Annotated in this window: 17 protein-coding genes; 7 read left to right on the forward strand and 10 right to left on the reverse strand. The window is 70.7% G+C overall.

Annotated features, from left to right (window positions below; all coding sequences use genetic code 11):
- Position 1: 1 nt before the first annotated feature.
- The 3 genes from ACH442_RS36410 to ACH442_RS36420 are packed head-to-tail and all read right to left on the reverse strand — an operon-like array spanning position 2 to position 4,401.
- Entirely contained in the window at positions 2–1,156 is a 1,155-nt protein-coding gene (locus ACH442_RS36410) for an ABC transporter substrate-binding protein (protein WP_396342633.1), read from the reverse strand.
- A gap of 15 nt (positions 1,157–1,171) precedes the next feature.
- Entirely contained in the window at positions 1,172–2,926 is a 1,755-nt protein-coding gene (locus ACH442_RS36415) for a thiamine pyrophosphate-binding protein (protein ID WP_396342634.1), read from the reverse strand.
- Positions 2,926–4,401: an aldehyde dehydrogenase family protein gene (locus tag ACH442_RS36420; protein ID WP_396342635.1), complete on the reverse strand. Its 1,476-nt coding sequence runs from the start codon at positions 4,399–4,401 to the stop codon at positions 2,926–2,928. Before ACH442_RS36420 ends, ACH442_RS36415 begins: the two co-directional genes overlap by 1 nt.
- A 242-nt stretch (positions 4,402–4,643) precedes the next feature.
- Between ACH442_RS36420 and ACH442_RS36425 the strand changes: the two genes are divergently transcribed.
- Together ACH442_RS36425 and ACH442_RS36430 are read left to right on the forward strand one after the other, a co-directional pair.
- Complete coding sequence (locus ACH442_RS36425; RefSeq protein WP_396342636.1) at positions 4,644–5,405, forward strand: IclR family transcriptional regulator; 762 nt, start codon at positions 4,644–4,646, stop codon at positions 5,403–5,405.
- Between the two features lie 21 nt (positions 5,406–5,426).
- Positions 5,427–6,608 (forward strand): CaiB/BaiF CoA transferase family protein, encoded by a 1,182-nt coding sequence (locus ACH442_RS36430; protein ID WP_396342637.1) that lies wholly within the window; start codon positions 5,427–5,429, stop codon positions 6,606–6,608.
- 5 nt (positions 6,609–6,613) lie between these two features.
- On the opposite strand, the gene ACH442_RS36435 is transcribed toward ACH442_RS36430, so the two are convergent.
- The 4 genes from ACH442_RS36435 to ACH442_RS36450 all read right to left on the reverse strand — a co-directional run bounded on the left by ACH442_RS36435 (position 6,614) and on the right by ACH442_RS36450 (position 10,706).
- Positions 6,614–7,528, reverse strand: a complete 915-nt coding sequence (locus ACH442_RS36435; RefSeq protein WP_396342638.1) for a shikimate dehydrogenase — start codon at positions 7,526–7,528, stop codon at positions 6,614–6,616.
- A 137-nt stretch (positions 7,529–7,665) separates the two neighbouring features.
- The gene (gene pqqB, locus ACH442_RS36440) at positions 7,666–8,607 is read right to left on the reverse strand and encodes a pyrroloquinoline quinone biosynthesis protein PqqB (protein ID WP_396342639.1); all 942 of its coding nucleotides are present in this window, start codon (positions 8,605–8,607) and stop codon (positions 7,666–7,668) included.
- Positions 8,604–8,906, reverse strand: a complete 303-nt coding sequence (locus tag ACH442_RS36445) for a hypothetical protein (RefSeq protein WP_396342640.1) — start codon at positions 8,904–8,906, stop codon at positions 8,604–8,606. The genes pqqB and ACH442_RS36445 overlap by 4 nt, the downstream gene beginning before the upstream one ends.
- A gap of 120 nt (positions 8,907–9,026) precedes the next feature.
- Positions 9,027–10,706 (reverse strand): PQQ-binding-like beta-propeller repeat protein, encoded by a 1,680-nt coding sequence (locus ACH442_RS36450; RefSeq protein ID WP_396342641.1) that lies wholly within the window; start codon positions 10,704–10,706, stop codon positions 9,027–9,029.
- A gap of 235 nt (positions 10,707–10,941) precedes the next feature.
- Here ACH442_RS36450 and ACH442_RS36455 point away from each other — a divergent pair, with 235 nt between their 5' ends.
- Together ACH442_RS36455 and ACH442_RS36460 are read left to right on the forward strand one after the other, a co-directional pair.
- A complete protein-coding gene (locus ACH442_RS36455; RefSeq protein WP_396342642.1) occupies positions 10,942–11,739 on the forward strand; it encodes a citryl-CoA lyase in 798 nt (265 codons plus the stop codon).
- A gap of 4 nt (positions 11,740–11,743) precedes the next feature.
- Entirely contained in the window at positions 11,744–14,365 is a 2,622-nt protein-coding gene (locus ACH442_RS36460; protein ID WP_396342643.1) for a TIM barrel protein, read from the forward strand.
- Between the two features lie 56 nt (positions 14,366–14,421).
- Here the strand turns inward: ACH442_RS36460 and ACH442_RS36465 are convergent, their stop codons facing one another.
- Positions 14,422–16,176 carry a hypothetical protein gene (locus ACH442_RS36465; RefSeq protein ID WP_396342645.1) on the reverse strand — a complete coding sequence of 585 codons (1,755 nt, stop codon included), beginning with the start codon at positions 16,174–16,176 and terminating at the stop codon, positions 14,422–14,424.
- A 197-nt stretch (positions 16,177–16,373) separates the two neighbouring features.
- On the opposite strand from ACH442_RS36465, the gene ACH442_RS36470 reads away from it, so the two are divergent.
- From ACH442_RS36470 to ACH442_RS36480, 3 genes are all read left to right on the forward strand, one after another.
- Complete coding sequence (locus tag ACH442_RS36470) at positions 16,374–17,543, forward strand: endonuclease (RefSeq protein ID WP_396342646.1); 1,170 nt, start codon at positions 16,374–16,376, stop codon at positions 17,541–17,543.
- Between the two features lie 119 nt (positions 17,544–17,662).
- Positions 17,663–18,397 carry an enoyl-CoA hydratase/isomerase family protein gene (locus ACH442_RS36475; protein ID WP_396342647.1) on the forward strand — a complete coding sequence of 245 codons (735 nt, stop codon included), beginning with the start codon at positions 17,663–17,665 and terminating at the stop codon, positions 18,395–18,397.
- A 78-nt stretch (positions 18,398–18,475) separates the two neighbouring features.
- Entirely contained in the window at positions 18,476–19,243 is a 768-nt protein-coding gene (locus ACH442_RS36480; protein ID WP_396342648.1) for a DUF6082 family protein, read from the forward strand.
- Here the strand turns inward: ACH442_RS36480 and ACH442_RS36485 are convergent.
- Both ACH442_RS36485 and ACH442_RS36490 read right to left on the reverse strand, forming a co-directional pair.
- Positions 19,177–19,368, reverse strand: coding sequence for a DUF397 domain-containing protein (locus ACH442_RS36485; protein ID WP_396342649.1), 192 nt, complete (start codon positions 19,366–19,368; stop codon positions 19,177–19,179). The two genes, ACH442_RS36480 and ACH442_RS36485, sit on opposite strands and share 67 nt — an antisense overlap.
- A 168-nt stretch (positions 19,369–19,536) precedes the next feature.
- Entirely contained in the window at positions 19,537–21,324 is a 1,788-nt protein-coding gene (locus tag ACH442_RS36490; protein ID WP_396342650.1) for a Xaa-Pro dipeptidyl-peptidase, read from the reverse strand.
- Between the last annotated feature and the right edge of the window lie 27 nt (positions 21,325–21,351).

Below are 21,351 nucleotides of genomic sequence, written 5' to 3' on the forward strand. Positions count from 1 at the left end.
ATCAGCCCGCTGCCGCGACGAGCTTGCCGTCCTGGATGGTGCCGATCGACGTCGCGAAGATGCCGACCCCGGTGTCGTCGAACGCGAAGTCGCCGAGCAGCCCCTGGTACTTGGTGGCCCGGATGGCGCCGGCGAGTGCCTTGCCGGTGGCGACGTTGCTGGTCCTGAGTGCGGTCAGCAGGATCTGCGCGCCGTCGTAGGCCTTGGCGCCGTGCAGTTCGGCGTCCTCGTGGTACTTGGCCCTGTAGGCGGCGGCGAATTTCTTCGACGCGTCGCTGACGTCGTTGCTCAGGTAGGGCGAGCTGACGATGGTCTTCTCGGCGGCCTTCGCGCCGGCGGTGTCGAGGAAGACCGGTGTCCCCTGCGGTGCCGCGCCGGCGAACGGGACGGTGATGCCCAGGTCACGGGCCTGTTTGACGACGAGGCCGGACTCCACCTCCTCGGCGCCGACGAAAATCACCTGCGGATTCTTCTGCCGGATGCCGGTGAGGACGGCGGAGAAGTCCTTCTGGTCGGTGGTGACCACCTGGTCGGCCACCGGGGTGACGTTGCGACCGGTCAGGGCTTTCCGGAACGCGTCGTGCTCGCCCTTGCCGTAGGAGCCGTTGTTGGTGATCATCGCGATGCTCTTGAGGCCCTGCTGGTCGACGACGTACTGGGCCAGGGTCTCGTCGTAGGTGGTACTGGTCGGCCCGTTGAGGAACAGGAACTCGGAGCCGGCCCCGACCAGGCCGGGTGACTGGCCGGAGGTGATGTTCGGGATCTCGGCCTGCTTGAGGATCGGCGCCATCGCGATCGTCACGGCGCTCTCGGCGGTGCCGATCATCGCGAGGTAGTTCTCGCTGTCGATCTTGCGGGCGAGGGTGGTGCCGGTGGTCGGATCACCCTGGTCGTCGAAGACGTCGAGCTGGATCTGCCGGCCGTTGATGCCACCGGCGGCGTTCCACTCGTCGACGGCGAGCCGGGCGCCCTTGAGCTCCCAGGCGCCGAGGGAGCTGAGCTGCCCGCTCTGCGCGTCGACCAGGGCAATCTTGATCGGCCCGTCGCCGGACTTGGTGTCGTCGTCGTTGCTGCCGGGGGCGCTGCAGGCGGCGGCGCCCAGGCCGGCCGTCAGGAGGAGCGCGGAAATCATGGCGGTGGCGCGGAGTCGGGGCACGTGCGTCTCACCTCTCTATTCGAATACGCCTTGGTAGATGTCCTTGATGTTCCAATGGCCGGGAGTGGGAACGGGTTCGTTGACCATCGGGACGTCGATGACGGCCGGGCGCCGGCGCCGGACGGCGGTGCTGATCGCCTCGCCCAGGTCGGCGGGCCTGGTGACGTCGTAGCCGTCCAGGCCGCAGGACCGGCCCAGCGCCGCGAAGTCCGGGCTGTACGGGTTGCCGTCCGGATCGGTGAAGTCGCAGCCGTGACTGCGGCCGAAGAAGCCGGCCTGCAGGTCGGAGATGGTGCCGTGGGCGCGGTTGTTCATCACCAGGAAGATCACCGGCAGACCGCGCTCGACGGCCATCGGCAGCGCCGGGAGCTGGGCGCTCATCCCGCCGTCGCCGATCAGCGCGACCACCACGCGGTCCGGCTCGGCGATCTGCACGCCCAGCGCGGCGGCCGGGCCGAAGCCCATCGTCGACGCGCCGCCCGGGGTGATGAAACGGCCGCCGGCCGGCAGTGGGTAGCACTGGGCGACGCCGTTCTTGTTCCAGCCGACGTCGGTGACCAGCACCGCGTCGTCCGGCAGATACGCGCGAACGTCCGCGAGGATCCGTTCCGGGCGGAGCGGGAACTGGTCGCTGCGGCCACGTTCGGCGCTGCCGGCGAAGAGTCTCGTCCGAGCGGCGACGTTGCGCTCACGCAGGCCGGGGCGCTGCACGCCGCCGGGGCGTTGGCGGCGGGCCGCGGCGAGGATCTGCTCGACGGCACGGCCGGCGTCGGCCACCGCACCGAGTTCGACCGGGTAGTTGCGGCCGATCTCGGCGGGGTCGATGTCGATCTGGATCAGCCGGCTCGGCGGGAAACGCCAGGTGTGGGCGGGGTTCCAGGAGCTGGCGTCGGTCTCGGCGAAGCGGGTGGCGACGGCGAGGACCAGGTCGGCGTTCCGGGCGTACTCGTTGGTCTCCTCGAGCCCCCAGAAGCCGGGCATGCCCAGCAGCAGCGGATGGTCGTCGGGCAGGGTGCCCTTGGCCATCAGGGAGTGGGCCACCGGGACGTCCAGGTGCTCGATGAGGTCCTGAAGGTTCTTCTCCCCGCGCAGGCCGCCGCCGAGGTAGATCAGCGGTCGTTCGGCGCCTGCCAGCGCGGCGGCGATCCGGTCCGCGTCGGCAGCCGGGAGGTCCGGGGTGGTCACCGCCCGGGGCAGCGGAAAGTCACCTTCGGGCAGTGTTCGGCTGAAGAGATCCATCGGCACGTCGAGCAGCACCGCGCCGGGACGGCCACTGGTCGCCGTCCAGAACGCGCGCTCGGTGAACCGGGGCAGATCCGCCACGCGGTGCACGTGCCAGGCGCGCTTGACGAACGGGCGGTAGATCGCCGTCTGGTCGGCGTCGGCGTGCAGGTTGACCTCCTGGTGCGGGTGACGCCCGTACAGGTAGGAGGGGATGTCCCCGGAGATCGCGACGAGTGGGACCGAGTCCATGGCGGCCGTGGCCACGCCGGTCACCGCGTTCATCATTCCCGGGCCGGCGTGCATCAGGACGACACCGGTCCGGCCGGTGGCACGGGCGTAGCCGTCGGCGGCGTGCGCGGCGGTCTGCTCGTGGCGGGCGACGACGAACTCGATCTCACTGCGCCCGATGGCGTCGAGCAGGGCGATGTTGGTGTGCCCGCACGTGCCGAAGATCGTCGTCACCCCGTACGCGGTGAGCTGGGCGACGAGGGCATCGGCGCCGGTGCGCCGGCCGGCCGCGGGCGGGGCGGTGCTGGGCTCGGTCATCAGTTCTCTCCCCAGATCGACAGGCCCCGCACCAGGAGCGTCTTGATCACCGTGTAGTCCTCGACCATGCAGCGCGGCGACTCGCGCCCGAAGCCGGAGTCCTTGACGCCGCCGAACGGGACATGGTCGAGGCGGAAGTTCGAGGAGCCGTTGACGACGAGACCGCCCACCTCGAGGTCGCGCCACGCGGTGAGGATCCGTCCGATGTCGCGGGTGAAGATCCCCGCCTGCAACCCGAAGCGGCTGCGGTTGCAGGTCTGCACCACCTCGTCGAAGCTGTCGTAGGGCAGCACGGCGACCAGTGCGCCGAAGACTTCCCTCGTCACCACGTCGTCGTCGGCCCGGGGCCCGGCCACCACCGTCGGCGCCAGCGTCGCGCCGTTCCTGGTCCCGCCGACGGTGATCCGCGCTCCCCCGTCGACGGCCTCGGCCGCCCAGCCCAGCACTCGCGCGGCGGCCTGCTCGTCCACCATCGACCCCACGTCGGTCGCGGGATCGAGCGGATCACCGACCTTCAGCAACGCGACCTCGGCGGAGAGTTTCTCCACGAAGGCGTCGAAGCGGTCCCGGTGGACGTAGACCCGCTGGACGGAGATGCAACTCTGGCCCGAGTTCGTGTACCCGGTCCGCGCGCAGACCGTCGCGGCCTCCGCCAGGTCCGCGTCCTCGCAGACGATCGTGGCCGCGTTCCCGCCCAGTTCGAGCACGAGGCGTTTGGCTCCCGCGGCCCGGGCCACCGCGGCGCCGGTCTCCGCGCTGCCGGTGAAGCTGATGACGGAGACCTCCGCCGCCGCGCACAGCGCCGCGCCGACCTCACCGCCACCGTGCAGCAGCTGCACCGATTCCTCGGGCGCACCGGCCTGCCGGAGCAGCGCGACGACCGCGGCCGACACCGCCGGTGCCTGCGGTGGCGCCTTGACGACGGTGCTGTTACCGGCGGCGAACGAGGCACCGAGCTTGTGGGCGAGCAGGTTGGCCGGCGCGTTGAACGGCGTGATCGCCAGCGCGACGCCGGCCGGTGCCCGGTAGGTCAGCGCGGTGGTGCCGACCCCGCGCGCCCACCCGGCCACCGGGAGCAGGTCGCCACCGATCTGCCGGGCCTCGGCCGCGCAGACGGTGAAGGTGTCGGCGACCCGGTCCAGCTCACCCCGGCCGTCCTTGAGCGGCTTGCCCAGTTCCCGCGCGATGAGCCGCGCGAACTCCTCGCGCCGGTCGGTGGCCAGGGCCGCGGCGCGTTCCAGGACGGTGGCCCGGGTGGCCGGGGCGAGGCGCGCGATCGTACGGGCACCGGTTCTCGCGTACTCGGCGGCGAGCCGCACGTCGGCGGTCTGCGCCACCCGGGCGCGGCTGACGACGGTCCGGCTGAACGGGCCGACACGCTCGGCCGCGGGACCGTCGCTGATCCATTTCCCGGCGAGCAGGGACGGCGCCGCGACCACGGCGCCGGATGGGGTGTCGAGGATGGCGGAGAGCATCGAGACCTCCAGAAGGTCCGCTGCACGGACCGCAAATGGCTTTCTGGACCACTGTGTGGACTCCGGTGTAACGTACGGTTGGCCGCGAGCCGAAGGCAATAGGCGGACGTCGAAAAGTTGCGAGGCGATGACACGCCGGCCGGGACGGCAGAATCGCAGGTGTCCACGACATCTGCGGCCGCACGACGCGGCCGGATCGCGCCGCGACGGCACCTGCGGCGCGAGGGAGGAAGTGAAGCACCGTGACCAACGAGCCCGCCGACGGCCAGGGAGTGCGCAGCATCCAGCGCGCTCTGGACATCCTGTCGCTGCTCAGCGAGGACCGTCCGCTCATCGCCGTGCGCGACATCGTCGCCGCCACCGGCCTGGCCAAGACCACCGTCATCCGGATCGTGCAGACCCTGGAACAGAGCGGTCTGCTGTGGGCGACCAGCTCCGGATACATGGCGGGGCCGGGGCTGTGGCGGTGGGCGCACCTGGCCCGCCGCGGCTGGGAGTTGCCTCCGGAGACCCAGCGCCTGATGCGTGAACTCGCCTCCCGCGAGCGGGAGACGGTCAACGTCTACGTGGTACGCGACGTCGTGCGCGTCTGCATCGCCCAGCAGGAGTCCCCGCAGCCACTGCGGCACGTGGTCCACGTCGGTGACGAGTTGCCGTTGTGGGCCGGGGCGTCGGCGAAGATCCTGCTGCGCAACGCCTCGCCCGCGCTGCTGGAACGGGTCGCGCGGTCCTCGCCGTACGGGGAAGGGCATGTCCGCCGGATGCGCGAGTGGATCGACGAGGCGGCCGAGGCCGGATTCGCCGCCAGTCACGGCGAGCGGGAGAACGGGCTGTCCGCGGTGGCCGTGCCGATCCTCGGCCGGGCCGGCACCGTCGTCGCGGCGCTGACCCTCAGCGGTCCCACGGTCCGCTTCACCGAGGAGCGCGTCTCCGAGTTCGCCAAGGCACTCGGCGCCGCCGCTGATCACCTGAACGAGCGGGGTTTCGACCATCCCCTGTTCTGAGACACGACGGGAGTACCAGGCATGTACGAGCGGCCGCTGGACGGGGTACGCGTCCTCGATCTCACCAACGTCCTGGCCGGCCCCTACTGCACGTACCATCTCGGGCTGCTGGGCGCCGAAGTCGTCAAGATCGAGATTCCTGGGCGCGGTGACCTGGCGCGGCGGCTGGGGCCGGACCCGGAACTCAACGCCGCCGGGCTGGGCGCCTCCTTCCTGGCCCAGAACGCGGGGAAAAAATCCGTCGAGCTCGATCTGAAGGAACCGCGGGGGAAGGAGATCTTCGCCGATCTGGTCACGCACGCGGACGTGCTCGTGGAGAACTACCGGGCCGGGGTGCTGGCGCGGATCGGTTTCCCCTGGGAGCGGCTGTCCGGCCTGAACCCGGGGCTGATCTACTGCGCGATCAGCGGGTTCGGCCAGGACGGGCCGATGAGCCAGGCGCCGGCCTACGACCAGATCATCCAGGGTCTGTCCGGGATGATGTCGGTGACCGGAACGCCGGAGACCGCGCCGACGCGGGTCGGGTTCCCGGTCGCCGACACCGTCGGCGGGCTCAGCGCCGCCCTGGCCGTCACGGCGGCGCTGGCCCGGCGCCAGCGCGACGGCCGGGGCCGGTTCCTGGACGTGTCCATGCTGGAGGCGTCGCTGTCCGCGATGGGCTGGGCCGTCTCCAACTACGTGGTCAGTGGTGTCGAACCCCAGCCGATGGGCGACCAGAACGCGACCGCGGCACCGTCGGGCACCTTCACCGCCTCCGACGGTCCGTTGAACATCGCCGCCAACCGCCAGGAGCAGTTCGAGACGCTGTGCCGCCTGGTGGGTCGCGAGGATCTGATCACGCACCCGCGGTTCGCCGGGCGAGAAGCCCGCAAGGCCCACCGCGCGGAGCTGAACGACCAGCTCAACGCGGCCCTGGCCCGGCGCCCTGCGGCCGAGTGGGAGCGGATGCTGTCGGCGGCCGGCGTCCCGGCCGCCCGGATCCTGACGGTGGCACAGGCGGTCGCGGCCGAGCAGGTCGCGCAGCGGGGTTTCCTCGCCGATGTGCCGTTCCCGGCCGTGCTGAATCGGGACGAGGCTCTCCGGGTGTCCGGCAGTGGCGTCCTGTTCGACGGGGAGCGGCTGGCGCCGGCCGGGAGTCCGCCGGTGCTGGGCGAACACAACGACGAGTTGCCGGCGCTGCTGAAACGGTGGTCCCGGAGGTGACGTCCTCATGGCCGGGCGCTCTCCCGGTCGGCGTCCGGGCCGCGCGGGCTCCGGTGACGTGGGCCTGAGGCGGCGAGGCGGGCGAAGTCCGCGAGCATGCGCCGCTCATCCGGCTCGCGGCCGGTGAAGAGGCGGAACGACGCCGCCGCCTGGGACACCACCATGCCCCCGCCGTCAGCCACCCGGAGGCCGCGGTCGCGCGCCGCCCGGATCAGCTCGGTCTCCAGCGGCCGGTAGATGACGTCGGCCACCCAGAGACCCGGATGCAGATGCTCCGGCGCGATCGGCACCCCGGGGTGTCCCTCCATCCCGATCGGAGTCGCGTTGACCAGCCCGTCCGCGGTTGCCAGCCGGCCGGGCACCTCGCCGGGGACGATGATCTCCACCGTCATCGACGGATGTACCGCCATCGCCCCGGCCAGCCGGTGGGCCCGTTCGCCGTCGGGGTCCGCCAGGGTCAGCCGGCGTACTCCGGCCGCGGCCAGCGCCGACGCCACGGCGGCTCCGGCGCCACCGGCACCGAGTTGGACCACGTGCCCGAAGGAGACCTCCGGCAGCGCCCGGGCCAGTCCCGCCGCGAACCCGTACCGGTCGGTGTTGTGCCCCACGGCGCGCCCGGGCTCGAAGACCACCGTGTTGACCGCGCCGACCTCGGCCGCTTCCGGACTCAGGGTGTCGAGGTACTCGAGCACTTCCTGCTTCGCCGGATGCGTGATGTTGAGACCCCGGAAGCCGAGCCGGCGAGCCGCGCCGAGCAACTCACCGACCGTTTGTCCCCGGTGCTGCAGGTCGATCAGGTGGTAGTAGTACCGCAGGCCCTGCCGGTCCGCCTCGAGTTCATGCAACGGCGGGCTCATGGAGGTGCCGATGCCGGCGCCGATGAGCCCCACCAGGAATCGCTGATCCGACCGGGTCATCATAGGACCACCGCCTTTTGTACGAACCAGTACGTTAGTTATCGACGTAGACACCTGCCGATGTCAAGAGACGGTCAACCGCGGCAGGATCTCCCCGCCGTCGAACGGGCCGCCCGGCCCGAAGTTGTTCGCGCAGCTGATCAGAAGCGGTCACCATCGGCAACGATGTCGCCTCCGGTGGCCGGGTTGGTGTTGTTCAGGTGGCTGAATCGGAACCGCGTTCCCGGATGCCGGGCCGCATGACGTCGCGAGACGTCCATCGGGAGGTGGCCCGTCGACCGCGCACCTCCCGGCCCGCCGGTCATCGCCGTCAGCTCGTCCTCGGTCCCGAAAGTGCCGTCCAGCAGCACGTCGTCGGCCCCGTCGACGAACGCGTCGAAGCTTGTCGTCCACTCGGGCAGGCAGGTCGCGTAGACGAAGACCTCCTTCGTCCCGAGGTCGGTGATCCGCAGCGCGGAGACCCAGTCCCCCGGCCCCGCGTCCCCGGATCGGCGGGCGGACCGTGCACGGCCGGTCTGGCCGGCATCGACCGGCGCGCCCCGGCTCCGGCCGGGGGCCGCGCGACCATCACCCTGGTCGCCGGCTGACGCGGAGTCGTCGGTATATCTCGGTCGCCGGGAACCGACGGTCAAGCGCTGAACCTGCAGCCCACCCTCCAGCGTGACCAGGTCCGACAGGTCGTTGGTCGTGAGGCAGGTGTACCGGCCGAGGGTCGGCAGGATCGGGAACGCACGGGTCAGGGCCCCGGTGACGGTCGCGGTGGCGTAGACGCTGAGCCGCACCGCCTCACGCAGGCTCAGCAGCCCGAGCGTGTGATCCAACTCGGCCGTCGTGAGCAGGACACCACGTAGCGGCGTGTCTCGCGGTCCCGGACCCGGCATCAGCTCGGGCGTCGACAGGATTCCCGCGCGCACGTCCGGCGCCGCGTTGATCAGATACCAGGCGATGCCGTCACCGCTGATCGCCACCGTGTCCTGACGGCGAACGTTTCCTTCGATCCGTGCTTCCCGGCAGACCGCACAGGCGCAGTTCCACTGCGGCAGGCCACCGCCCGCCGCGCTGCCGAGAACCCGGATCCTCATCGGCACCGGCGCGGGATCATCGCCGGGCGCGTGGACACCTCGATCGCCGCGAGCAAACGGCCGTGACCGGGTGACAGGCGGCACGCCGGATCGGTCAGCGCACGCAGTGCCGCCGCGAACCCGGCACGGCTCGGGACCCCGGCCCCGGAATGGTCCTCACCCGCCGTGGCCCCCGGTGAGCAGGATCGGTCCGGCGAGGCCGCGGCGGGCAGCGCCGCGATCAGCGGGTCCGCGGCGGGCAGCGCCGCGATCAGCGGGTCCGCGGCGGGCAGCGCCGCGATCAGCGGGTCCGCGGCCACGGCCGGCCGTCCCCGGCGTGGGCGCAGACCTGCGGCCGGGACTCGAGGCACTGCGTCTTCGCCTTGGTCCAGGTCTTGCTCATCGGTGCTCTCTCCGTCCGGATGTCACGAACAGCCTGGTCAGGACACAACGATCTTGCCGGTGCTCTGCGGGAAAACGGCGTCGTTGTAGAAATAGGTGCCCGGTGTGGTGAACGTGTGCGGGTACGAGTCCCCCGGCATCAGAACTCCGGTGTCGAACTCGTCCTCGAAGAAGGAAACCGCCGCGTGCGCGAACCGGTTGCCCGCCGGATTGACGAAGGTCACCGTCGCGCCCACCGCAACGGCGAGGTGCTGCGGCGCCATCGCGTTCTGTGCGACGGTGTTTTCCGTCGGCCCCGGCGAACCGGTCGCGGAGTTCCACACCCGGCCGAGTGTCACGGTGGTGCCGGTCACCGCGGCGGCGCGCACGTCGTTGCGCTTCGACGGCGGTACCGGGGCGGGCGCCGGCGCGACGGTGCCGCCGAGTTTGAACGCCCACAGGTGGTCGCCCTTCGGGATGTCGGGATAGGGCAGCCCGTTGCCACCGGCGAGCACCGCGACGTACTGCTCGCCGTCGATCTCGTACGAGATCGGGCTGGTGTGGACGCCGGCGCCGGTCTGGAAGCTCCAGAGCACCTCGCCGTCGACGTCGTTCATGGCGTGCAGCACGCCGTCCGGCCCGCCCTGGAACATCACCCGCCCGCCGGTGGTCAGGATGCCGTTGCCGTGGGCGAGCGACCACTCGCCGTCCTTGACCCAGACGGGAGTGTTGGTGGCCGGGTCGACCGCGGCGAGTCCGCCGGCGAAGTACTCCCCCAGCGGCCGCGACGTGTTCACCCGGCCGTCCCGGGCGTTGGAGTACCCGGAGTTGATCAGTCCGTAGCCGACGTAGATCCACCCGGTGTGCGGGCTGAAGGAAAGTTGCGTCCAGTCGGCACCACCACCGGCGCCCGGGAAGATGATCACCGGCCGGTCCCAGTGCGGCGTGTACAGCCCGCCGGTCTCGTAGAACGGCACCGGGCGGGTGGCCTTGTCGATCCGCGGCTCCTGCGGGACGAACGGCTTCCCTCCGGGAAACGGCTGCGTGGGTGCGGTCTTCTGGCGTACGTCCTGCGGCACCGGTCTCTCGGTCATGCCGTGCACGGCCTCGCCGGTGCGCCGGTCGAGGAGGTAGTACATGCCGACCTTGCTGCCGTAGACGACGACTTTCCGTACCCGCCGGTCGACGCGGACGTCCACGAGGACCGGCGCCATCACGTTGTCCATGTCCCAGATGTCGTGGTGGACGGACTGGAAGTGCCAGCGCCGTCTCCCGGTCTTCGCCTCGAGCGCGACGATCGAGTTCGCGAACAGGTTGTCGCCGGCGCGTGACGACCCGTCGGTGCGCGGGTACGGCCCGCTGAACGTCCAGTAGACGAGCCCGAGCTCGGGGTCGATCGCGGGATGGATCCACGGCACCGCGCCTCCGGTCCTCCAGGAGTCCCCGGCCCACGTGTCGTTGCCGAATTCGCCCGGCCCGGGAGCCGACCAGAACGTCCAGGCGATCTCACCGGTGGCCGCGTCGAGCGCGTACGCCCGTCCGCGCGCACCGCCGGTGCTGCCCTCCATGCCGACGTAGATCAGCCCGTCGAAGTGGACGATCGCGCCGGCCAGTGTGCCGGTCAGTCCGCCGCACTGCCCGTTGGCCGGGTCACAGCCGCTGTCGGCGCCACCCTCGCCGGTGGTGATCAGCGCCTTCTGCCACACGATCGCGCCCGTGCGCTGGTCGAGGGCGTACACGATGTTGGAGCCCGAGGTGGAGAAGCGGTCACGGCGGCGCCCCTGAGGACCGCGCGGCGGGGAAGTTTCGCCATGGAGTTGCCACCCTTCCGGCGGGATCCGCCAGGCGGACCAGATGAGCCGCCTTTCGGTCCGGCCCAATATAGAGACGATGTCCGCGCGGATGCAAGCATCGATGACGTTCCACTCTTCAGACCTTATGGACCGCTCAGCGGACCAGGGTTACAGTGCGGGTATGACGGACACCGAGGTCGCTGACTGGTGGGGCACCGCGGTGTCCCGGATCGAGCCCGATCACATCGAACTGCGTGGCATCCCGGTGCAGGACCTGATCGGGACCACCGGATTCGCGGCGATGGTGTGGCTGATGCTGCGCGGATCGCGGCCGGATCAGGCGCAGGCCCGGCTCCTGGAAGCGGCTCTGGTGGCCGGGGTCGATCACGGGCCGCACGCGCCGTCGATCGCGGTCGCCCGGATCGCCGCGACCTGCGGAGTGGGCATCAACAACGCGATGGCCAGCGCGATCAACACGCTCGGCGACTCACACGGCGGAGCCGGCCAGGAGTGCGTCGAGCTGCTGACCGAGATCGTCGACGGTACGACGGACAGCGCCACCGCGCAGGACATCGCGGAAACCGCCGCTGAGGTCGTCGCGGCCTGGCGGGCGCGGGGCATCCGCTACCTTCCCGGGTTCGGGCACCGGTTCCACACCCGGGACCCGCGACGGGATCCGCTGCTGACGCTGGTCGACGAGGCCGCCGCGGCCGGGGTGGTCCGGGGCTCGTTCGTCGCGGCCGCTCGCGCGGTCGAGGTCGTCCTCGCCCGGGGGCGCGCCACCCCGGTACCGATGAACATCGACGGCGCCACCGCCGTCGTCTACGCCGAACTGGGCTTCCCCGCACCGCTGGCCCGCGGGTTGTTCGTACTCAGCCGCAGCGTCGGCGTACTCGCCCACGCCTGGGAGGAGATGGGCCAGGGCCGGCGCAACAAGGGTCCGGTCCCGCCCGCCGTCCGGCCGACCTACCTGGGGTGACGTCATGCTCTCGATCGCCACTGCCTCGCTCTCCGGGATCCTCGACGACAAACTGGCCGCGGCCGCGGCGGCCCGGTTCCAGGGCATCGAACTGGCCGAGAGCGACCTGGTCGCCTCGCCGTGGTCCCCGGCGCGGATCCGGCAGGAGTGCGCGCGGCGCGGGCTGACCGTCGACCTCTATCAGGCGCCGCGTGACGTCGAGGCCGTCGCACCGCGCGAGTTCGCGGCGACGCTGCGCTGGGCCGAGCGGACGTTCGGCGTACTGGAAGAACTGGGGTCGACGACGCTCCTGGTGCGCTCCTCCGCGTCGCGGGACACCGTGGACGACGACGACCTGGCGGCGGAGCAGCTCGCCGCGCTGGCGGAACGGGCGGCGGCGCGGGGGTTGCGGATCGCCTACGAGCCGCAGGCCGGCGGGCGGTTCGTGACCACGTACGCACGGGCGTGGCGGATCGTGCGGCGGGCCGGGCACCCGGCGCTCGGGTTGTGCCTGGACAGTTTCGAGGTGCTGGCGACCGGCGACGACCCGGCCGGGATCCGCGTCATTCCCGGCGAGAAGATCCTGCACCTGCAGGTGGCCGATGCGACGGACCGGCAGCGGCGGGTCCTGCCCGGGCTGGGCTCGCTGGACCTGACCGGTTTCGTCGCCCACGTGCGCAGCACCGGTTACGACGGGCCGCTCTCGTTGGAGGTCTTCAACGACGTCTACCGCCAGGAGGATCCCCGGCACGCGGCGATCGACGGGATGCGCTCGCTGCTGGCGCTGCAGGAATCCCTCCGGGCCGGCGGGCTGCCGGCGGCGCCGGAGCTGGGCGGGCACGCGTTCACCGAGATCGCGGTCGACGAGGTGTCCGGGCCGCTGGTGGCGCGGACACTGACCGGGCTGGGTTTCGCCCACACCGGCCGGCACCGCACCAAGCCGGTCCAGCTCTGGGAACAGGATGCCGCCCGCGTCCTGCTCAATTTCGGATCACAGCGTACGGTCGCACCCGGCACCGCCGCGGTCTGCGCCCTCGCCGTGGCCGGCGCCGACCCGGCCACCTCGACGCGGCGGGCGGAGATGCTGCTCGCGCCGGTGCTGCCGCGCCTGCGCGAACCCGGCGAGGCCGAGCTCAACTCCGTCGCCGCGCCGGACGGCACGGCGGTGTTCCTGGTCCGCACCGGTGCCGACCGGGACACCTGGCTGCGGGATTTCACGCCGACCGGGAACACCGCGGCCGGCGCCGGGATCACCGGGATCGACCACGTCTCGCTGACCACCTCGGTCGACGCGTTCGACGAGGACACCCTCTTCTACCGCGCTCTGTTCGAGCTGACGGTGAGCGCGACCTCGGAGGTCGCCGCGCCCTTCGGGATGATCCGGAGCCGGGCGGCGACCGACCCCGGTCAGCGGGTGCGGATCGCGCTGAACACGGCACCGCTGCGGCGCGGGGACTGGGCGCCGGCGGTCGCCGATCCGCAGTACGTCGCGTTCCGTACCGAGGATGCCGTCGCCACGGCGAAGGTCATGCGCTCCCTCGGTGCTCCGGTGCTCCGGATTCCGGAGAACTATTTCGCCGATCTGGACGCCCGGCTCGACCTGCCGGCCGAACTGCTCGACCGGCTGCGTGCGTACTCGATCCTCTACGACCGCGACGAGCACGGCGCCTACCTGCATTTCTACACCGAGATCGTGGGTTCGCGGCTGTTCTTCGCGGTGATCCAGCGGATCGGCGACCACCGCGGGTACGGCGGCGCGGTCAGCTCGCCGGTCCGGATGGCCGCGCACCGCTCGCAACGGCTGCACGCGCTGCGCGACACCGCCCCGGCGACCCGGCACGACTTCTCGCTGGCGCACCTCACGGCGCTGAGCCTGTCCCCGCCGGAGCTGGTCGACGCGGCGGCCGAGGGCGGTTACCGCTACGTCGGGCTGCGGCTGACCCGGGTCACCCCGCAGGAACCGCACTATCCCCTCGCCACCGACCCGGCGTTGATGCGCACCACCAAGGTCCGCCTCGCCGCGACCGGGGTGGAGGTGCTCGACATCGAGCTGGCCCGGATCAGCCCGGACGACGATCCGGCCGACTTCCAGCGGTTCCTGGAGGCCGGCGCCGAGCTGGGGGCGCGGCACGTCATCGCGCAGCTGCCGGATCCGGACCGGAACCGCAAGATCGACCGGCACGCGCGGTTGTGCGAGATGGCGCGCCCGTTCGGCCTGACCCTGGATCTGGAGTTCCCGTCCTGGACCGAGACGCCGGACCTGCACACCACGGTGCGGATCCTGCGCGAGGCGGACCAGCCGAACGCCGGGATCCTGATCGACCTGCTGCACTTCGCGCGGTCCGGTTCCAGCATCGCCGAGCTGCGGCAACTGCCGCCGGAGTGGTTCCACTTCGTGCACGTGTGCGACGCGCCGCCGGCCGTGCCGTCGACCAACGCGGGCCTGATCCACACCGCGCGGTTCGAGCGGCTGTTCCCCGGCGAGGGGGGCATCGACATCCACGGCATTCTGGGCGCGCTGCCGCCCGGGCTGCCCTACGCCCTGGAGATCCCGCGGGCGACGCTGGTCGCGCAGGTCGGCGGCAAGCAGCACGCGCGGATGGCACTGGCCGCCACCCGTGACTACCTCACCACGCCGCCGCACTGACTGCGCGTCAGCAGCGGCAAGCAACGCCGGTGGCCGCCGGGAGAACCGCGGGCCGGCTACCGGCGCCATGCCTCCCGGATGTTGACCAGCAGCACCAGCACCGCGGCCAGGAAGAAGACCGACGTCACCACGTACCGGCCGTCGAGCCAGAGCACCACCAGGATCCCGATCGCCACGCAGCACAGCAGCAGCCGCAGCAGCACCGCGAGGAACTTCCCCCGGACCGCGCCCTCGACGGTGAGCAGGACCAGCAGCAGGACCAGGGCGGTCTCCGACCCGGCGACGCCGCGAGGGTTCACCACCGCACCGAGCGCGAGCAGGATCAGCGGGGTGCTCAGCACCGCCCACCACGAGCGGGCGCGGCCGAGCAGCCCGGCCTGCGGTTCCATCGGGAGCCGCCGGTGCAGCAGGTGCGCGTGCGGGTCGTGGGCGATCGGGGTGGCGGTGGCTGACCGTTGCTGCTCATCGGCGAGGCGGGTGCGTTCGATCTGCAGGCCGCGAAGGCGCTGCTCCTCGGCGAGCAGGCCGCGCACCTCGGGACCGGCGACGGGCAGCCCGGCCGCGGCAACCGCGAGATCGTGCCGCAGAGTGCCGATCTCCCGGTCCAGCTCGGCCAGCCGGTCGCTGTTCTGCCGGGTACGGATCTCGATGAGCTGCTGCTCGGCCTGCAGGTTGGGGACGACCTTGGCCAGTCCGGCCCAGCCGACCGGGTCGGCCCAGGCCTGCCGGACGGTGCCGTTGCGGCTGTAGCGAGGGCCGGCCGGGCCACGTTCGCCGCCGAGCCGGTCACGGGTGTCCCGGCCCCACAGGCCGCGGAAGTCGCGGACCCACGGGGTGTCGTCGCCGATCAGGACCGCATTCCAGCCCTCGCCCTGTCCGGGACCGATCATGCGGCCGTCGCCGCGCGCGTAGTCGACGTACGGGATGCCGACGGTGTGCCGGTCCTCGGCCGACCACGGGGCCACCAGCCGCGCCGAGCCCCGGAGCAGGCCGACCAGTCCGCGCAGCTTCGGTGGCCGTACCGTGATCAGATAATCGCCCGGAAGATAAGCGCCGGAGTGCGAACCGGCGCCGACGAAGACCACCGGGTGGCGGCCGCCGTGCACGCTCAGGTCCGGGTCGTCCCACCGCCGGCGGAGATCGTCGCCGGTCTCGTCGTGGGCCGAGAAAACCACCCACCGGGCCGGCGGCAGGCCGTCCGGCCCGGTGACGCCGGTGCCGTCCAGGTAGACCGTGACCTGTTCCCAGTCGGCCTCGTGCTCGTTGACCCCGCCGAACGCCGAGCGCCAGTTGTTGAACGAGTAGAACATCCAGTACTGGCAGACGATCCACGGGTCGTCGCGCAGCACCCGCCCGTAGTAGGTCGGCTGGTCCGGCCGCAGGTGATCACGCTGCAGCAGGAACGAGCGGGCCGCGCTGCCACCGGGGACGCTGCCGCGGAACAGCAGCGAGAACCGGTTCATCGCGTCGACCAGGCGCGCGGTCAGCCCGACCGAGGCGAGGCGGCTGGCGCGGGCCAGGTGCGGCGGCCGTTCGCGCAGCGGGATGTGCGCGAGCTGTTTCTCCGTCCCGCCGATGCCGGACAACGAGTGCTTCAAGCCCTGCTCGGCGCCTCCGGCCCGGGCCAGGGTGTCCACGCTCAGGCCGCCCGGCGGCACCACCTGGACCGGGCTGTTGCCGGGTTCCACCCGCCAGAGACTCGCCCGGTCGACGTACCGCTGCACGGAGACCGGGTAGAACCACTCACCCTCCGTGAACTTGGCCACCGGTTCGAAGGCACGCAGCAGCGCCAGGTCTTCCTCGATGCCCAAGCCGATCCGTTTCCCTTCGCCCTCGCCAACCGAGGTTATCCACCGCCGGGTCACGCCCGGCAGGCAGGAGGGCGGCACCGGGAGGTGAACGACGGACGAACCTTCTCCATATGACCTGTTCGGTATGGATACCCGGGCGATGCGATCACTGAGACTTATATAGCTGTCTATACAACCTTGGCGAACGGAGCAGCCCCATGCCCGTACCGAAACGCGTATTCGCGTTCTCCTTCCCCGCCCTCCTCGGCTTCCTCGCGCTGCTGTTCACGCTCGCCTCGGTCCCCGCCGCGGCCGCGACCACGCTCACCGTCGCGCAGGCGATCAGCAGCCAGACCGGCTCCTCCGGCACCGTCGCCGGTTACATCGTCGGCGAGCCGACCGCGACCAGCACCGTCCGGTTCAGCGACTTCACCGGCGACACCGCCCTGGCGATCGCCGACAGCAAGACGGAAACCAGCACCACCAAGATGCTGTACGTCCAGATCACCGCCTCCTACCGGGCGTCGTTCGGCCTGCTCAGCAACCCCTCGCTGATCGGCAAGCAGCTGTCCGTGACCGGCACGCTCACCGCGTACTTCACGCACGCCGGCCTCAAGTCACCGAGCGCGATGACGCTCGGGACCTCCTCGACCACCGGCCCGACCGCGACCGGCACCGTCACCCCGACCGCCTCCAGCAGCACCGACGCCTACTATGCGGCCGCCTCCGGCAAGTCCGGGACCGCGCTCAAGGCCGCCCTGCACACGATCATCTCGACCGGGGTGACGAAAATTTCCTACGACGCTGTCTGGGACGCGTTGAAGGTCACCGACCAGGACCCGTCGAACTCCGCCAACGTGATCCTGATCTATTCCGGCATCAGCCGCTCGAAGACGCTCAACGGCGGCGACTCCGGCGACTGGAACCGCGAGCACGTCTGGGCCAAGTCGCACGGTGACTTCGGCACCGCCACCGGCCCCGGCACCGACCTGCACCACCTGCGGCCGGAGGACGTGGCGGTCAACTCGTTGCGCAACAACAAGGACTTCGACAGCGGTGGCAGCGCGGCCACCGGCGCTCCCGGCAACTACACCGACGGCGACTCGTGGGAGCCGCGCAACGCGGTCAAGGGCGACGTCGCCCGGATGATCTTCTACATGGCGGTCCGCTACGAGGGCGACGACTCCTGGCCGGACCTCGAGGTCAACGAGTCGGTCAGCAACGGCACCAACCCGTACATCGGAAAGCTCTCGGTCCTCAAGCAGTGGAACACCCAGGACCCGCCGGACGCCTTCGAGAAGAACCGCAACCAGGTCATCTACGCGACCTACCAGCACAACCGCAACCCGTTCATCGACCACCCGGAATGGGTCTCGTCCATCTTCTGACAGGCTCCCGGTTCCGGTCGAAACCTTTCCTCCGGTACGGCCGTGGAGTCCCGCCCGCGCCCGGAACCACCGACGTGGTTCCGGGCGTATGGTCGAGAAGCCCGACCCGGGAGGTGCCGGTGATCGACCTCGACAACACCGACGGCGTGACCGTGGCGCGGCTCGCCCACGGCAAGGTCAACGCGCTCGACCTCGAACTGCTGGACCATCTCACCGCCACGTTCGCCCAGCTCGACGTCGACTCGTCGCGCGCAGTCGTGCTCACCGGCAGCGGCCGGGCGTTCTCCGCCGGAGTGGACCTGTGGCGCATCGTCGACGGCGGCGCGGCGTACGTGCATGCGTTCCTCCCCGCCCTGGAAGCAGCCTTCCGGGCGGTCTTCTGCATCGGCAAGCCCGTGGTCGCCGCCCTCAACGGTCACGCGATCGCCGGTGGCGCCGTCCTCGCCGCCGCGTGCGACCACCGCGTCATGGCCGCCGGCACCATCGGGGTGACGGAACTTCCCGTCGGCGTGCCGTTCCCGGCGACCGCGCTGGAGATCCTGGCCCATGCCTACGGCGTCCCGCAGGCCCGGCGGGCAGTACTCTGCGCCGACACGCTCGGCCCCGCGGCCGCCCTCGCCACCGGCCGGGTCGACGAACTCGCGTCCGCCGAAAGCCTGCTCGCCACGGCCGTGGCCAGGGCGGCCGAACTGGCGGAACGCACCCCGCCGGAAATCTTCCGCCTGACGAAGGAGCAACTCCAGGCACCGGCCGTGCAGCGGATGAGCACCGACCCCCGCGTGCTGCGACTCTGGCTGCGCGCCACGGAGGACGGTCGCCTCCGCCGGTACATGTCCACTCTCCGCTCCCGATAGGCCTGATCACGAGCCGGCGACGTTTCCTTCACGACGCCACGTGTTCGATCGATTGCCCTGAGTGGCCATGCTGAGGGAATGGTCGCATGGGTCAACGTGGCAAAACCCGCAGGCATGCGGCGGAACCGGATACACCGGTGGTCGACCGGCGTCGCCCTGGTCGCCGTCCTCACACTGGCCGTGCCTCTGCTGATGATGCTTCTCTCGGTCACCGCCCTGCCGTGGGCGAGGCTGGCGGACGTGGGCGACGCGTTCGGCGGTGTCTCGGCCGTTCTCTCCGCGCTCGCGCTCAGTGGAGTCGGTGCGTCCCTGCTTTTCCAGCAGCGCCAGATCAGGCAGGAACTCGCCGACCTGGATCGCCAGCAGCACATGGAACTGCTGAAACTCGCCATCGAACATCCGGAACTGATCGAAGTCCTCGACAGCGAGACCGCTGCGACAACTCATCCACGACATGAGATCTACGCGAATCTCACCATGATGTATTGGCTGGCGATATGGCAACTCGGCGAAATCGATGACGCCGAACTGCACGGAATGGCCAGGAGCATGTTCCGCAGTGACATCAGCCGGCAGTGGTGGTCGCGGGTGGGCAGCGAGTGGATCGGGACTCGGTTACGCCCGGAACGTCATCGATTCCTGGAGATAATTACCCGGGAGCACGAAGCCGCCGCGGCTTGCGATCCGCCGACAACTCGCCCCCGCCCCGCCACCCGAGGCGTAGGTCACGCCCTTCCCTGGCTGATCGCCCTGACCGGCGGAATAGTGCTCGGCGGACTCTACAGGCGCCGCAACCGATCCGCACGGATATCGTCGATGAAGGCTCGCCAGGATTCGGACTCATAATGAAGGATCGCGCCTGCAGGATCCTTGGAGTCGCGCATCATGACGACACCGCGATTCTCGTCGATGGCGACTTCGACGCAGGCGCTGTTGGCCACCGAGTAGGAACTTTTCTTGAAATCTGACATCACGTGTGATCCTGTCCGGCCGCGATTTCCTCGACGGGCCGAGCGTATCCCCGGACAGGCGCCAGAGGCAGCATTGTTACTCGCACGGGTCTGTGCACCGAGCAAGTCGGAAACGGACGACGGGCAGACAGCCGAGGGTCGTCGGCCGCCTGCCCGTCGTCGCGACGGTCAGCCCAGGCGGATGTCGAGCCTCGACAGGGACGGCTGGACGCCGACGACCGTGCCCGCCGGGTAGCGGAGCGTGTGGTCACGCTCGGTGGAGACGAGCACCACGCCGAGCCGGTGGCCGGGGGCGAACACGTGGTCGGTGCTCTGCAGCTTCCACGTGAACGTGTACGGGCGCCCCGGCACGACCGGTGTCGTCCGCGCCGGTGACGTGCGGTTGCGGACGTCGAGCCAGCCGCGGGTCACGATCTCGTACGGCGTCGTGGCGGTCACGTACTCACGCCGGTTGAAGCAACCCGGATCACCCTCGATGCCGGGGCCGACGCAGTCCTGCTCGGGCAGCGTCCGCACCCCTGCATAGCGCTCGGCCGCGCCGTAGTCGACCAACATTGCCGTCAGGTAGGGGGACTCGCCGTCGACGTCAGCGCGGACGGTGATTTCCGGCGTACCGGAGATGCGGGTTTCCCTGGCGAGGGCCGGGAACAGGTAGACGAGGCGGTTCGGGTCATCGGTCTCCGGGGAGGCGGTCAGGTCCTCGGCCGTCCGCGCCGGATTGTCGGCGAACGTCTGCCGGGCGCCCTGGCCCAGGCGCAACGACACCGGGCGCGTCGACGGGACCGGCCAGGTGGGCGCGGTCCGCCACTGGTTCGGCGCCACCTCGACGTCGGCCATCGGCTCGCGCATGATGCCGGTGTCGATCCGGTACAGCCAGTAGTCGAACCACCGGTTCAGCGTCGACAGCCAGACGTCCCGGCGGATGTTGAACGGGTCGGTGTGCGCGGCCTGATGCAGCCAGATCTTGCGCGGGACGTGCCGCGCGGCCAGGGCATCCCACCACTGACCGGCCTGCAGGGTGCGGACGTTCTCGTCGTGCAGTCCGTGCACCAGGAACACGCTGGCGTGCACCTTGTTCACGTCGCGCGTGTAGTCGCGCTCGGCCCAGAACGCACTGTAGTCGCCGGTCTCCCGATCCTGTGCCCGCTCGACGGCGTCCATGACGCCCGCGCACACTTCAGGATTTTGCCTGGTCAGCACGGCTCGGGCGAGAACGTCGAGGTCCTCGCCCTGGTAGCCGCCGGGCGCGACGACGCCGCCGTTGGCGCGGTAGTAGTCGTACCAGCTGGAGATGCCGGCGATCGGGACGATCGTCTCCAGGCCCGCCACGCCGGTCGACGCGACCGCGTTCGGCAGCGTGCCGTTGTAGGAGACGCCGATCATCCCCGTCCGCCCGGTCGACCAGTCCGCGCGGACCCGGTTGCCGTCGGCGTCGAACGCCTTCGCGCGCCCGTTGAGCCAGTCGACGACGGACTTCATCCCGAGCGTCTCGTTGCGGCCGCCGGAGGTCGGGCAGCCGGTCGATCCGCCGGTGCCGAGACTGTCGGCGAAAATCACCGCGTATCCCCGGGGCACGAAATAATTGTCCAGGTAGCCGGCGAAGGTGATGTTCTCCGCCCGGTTCACGGCGGAGCTTTTCGCGACGCCGGCGGCGCCGCTCCGGTCGATGTCGTCATGATTGGGTACGTCGTTGAGCCCGGCGTAGTACGGACTCGCCTGGAAGATGACGGGAACCTTCCTGCTCGCGGCCGGGCGGATGATCCGCACAGCGACCCGGTCGGGCTGCCCGTCGAAGTCACTGTCCACACCGGTCTGCACCCACACCTGTTCGCGGATGGCCTGCGTGTAGTCGTAGGTCGGCCGGGTGCCCGGTGGCGTGGCCGTCGGTGGCGCGGCGGTGGCGGCCGACGGCGTGAGAAGCACGGCAATCACAGCAATCGATGCGGCAAGTCGCATCGCGCCACCATATCGCCGCCCATCGAT

This window comes from Actinoplanes sp. NPDC020271, assembly GCF_044388125.1.
Lineage (GTDB): Bacteria > Actinomycetota > Actinomycetes > Mycobacteriales > Micromonosporaceae > Actinoplanes.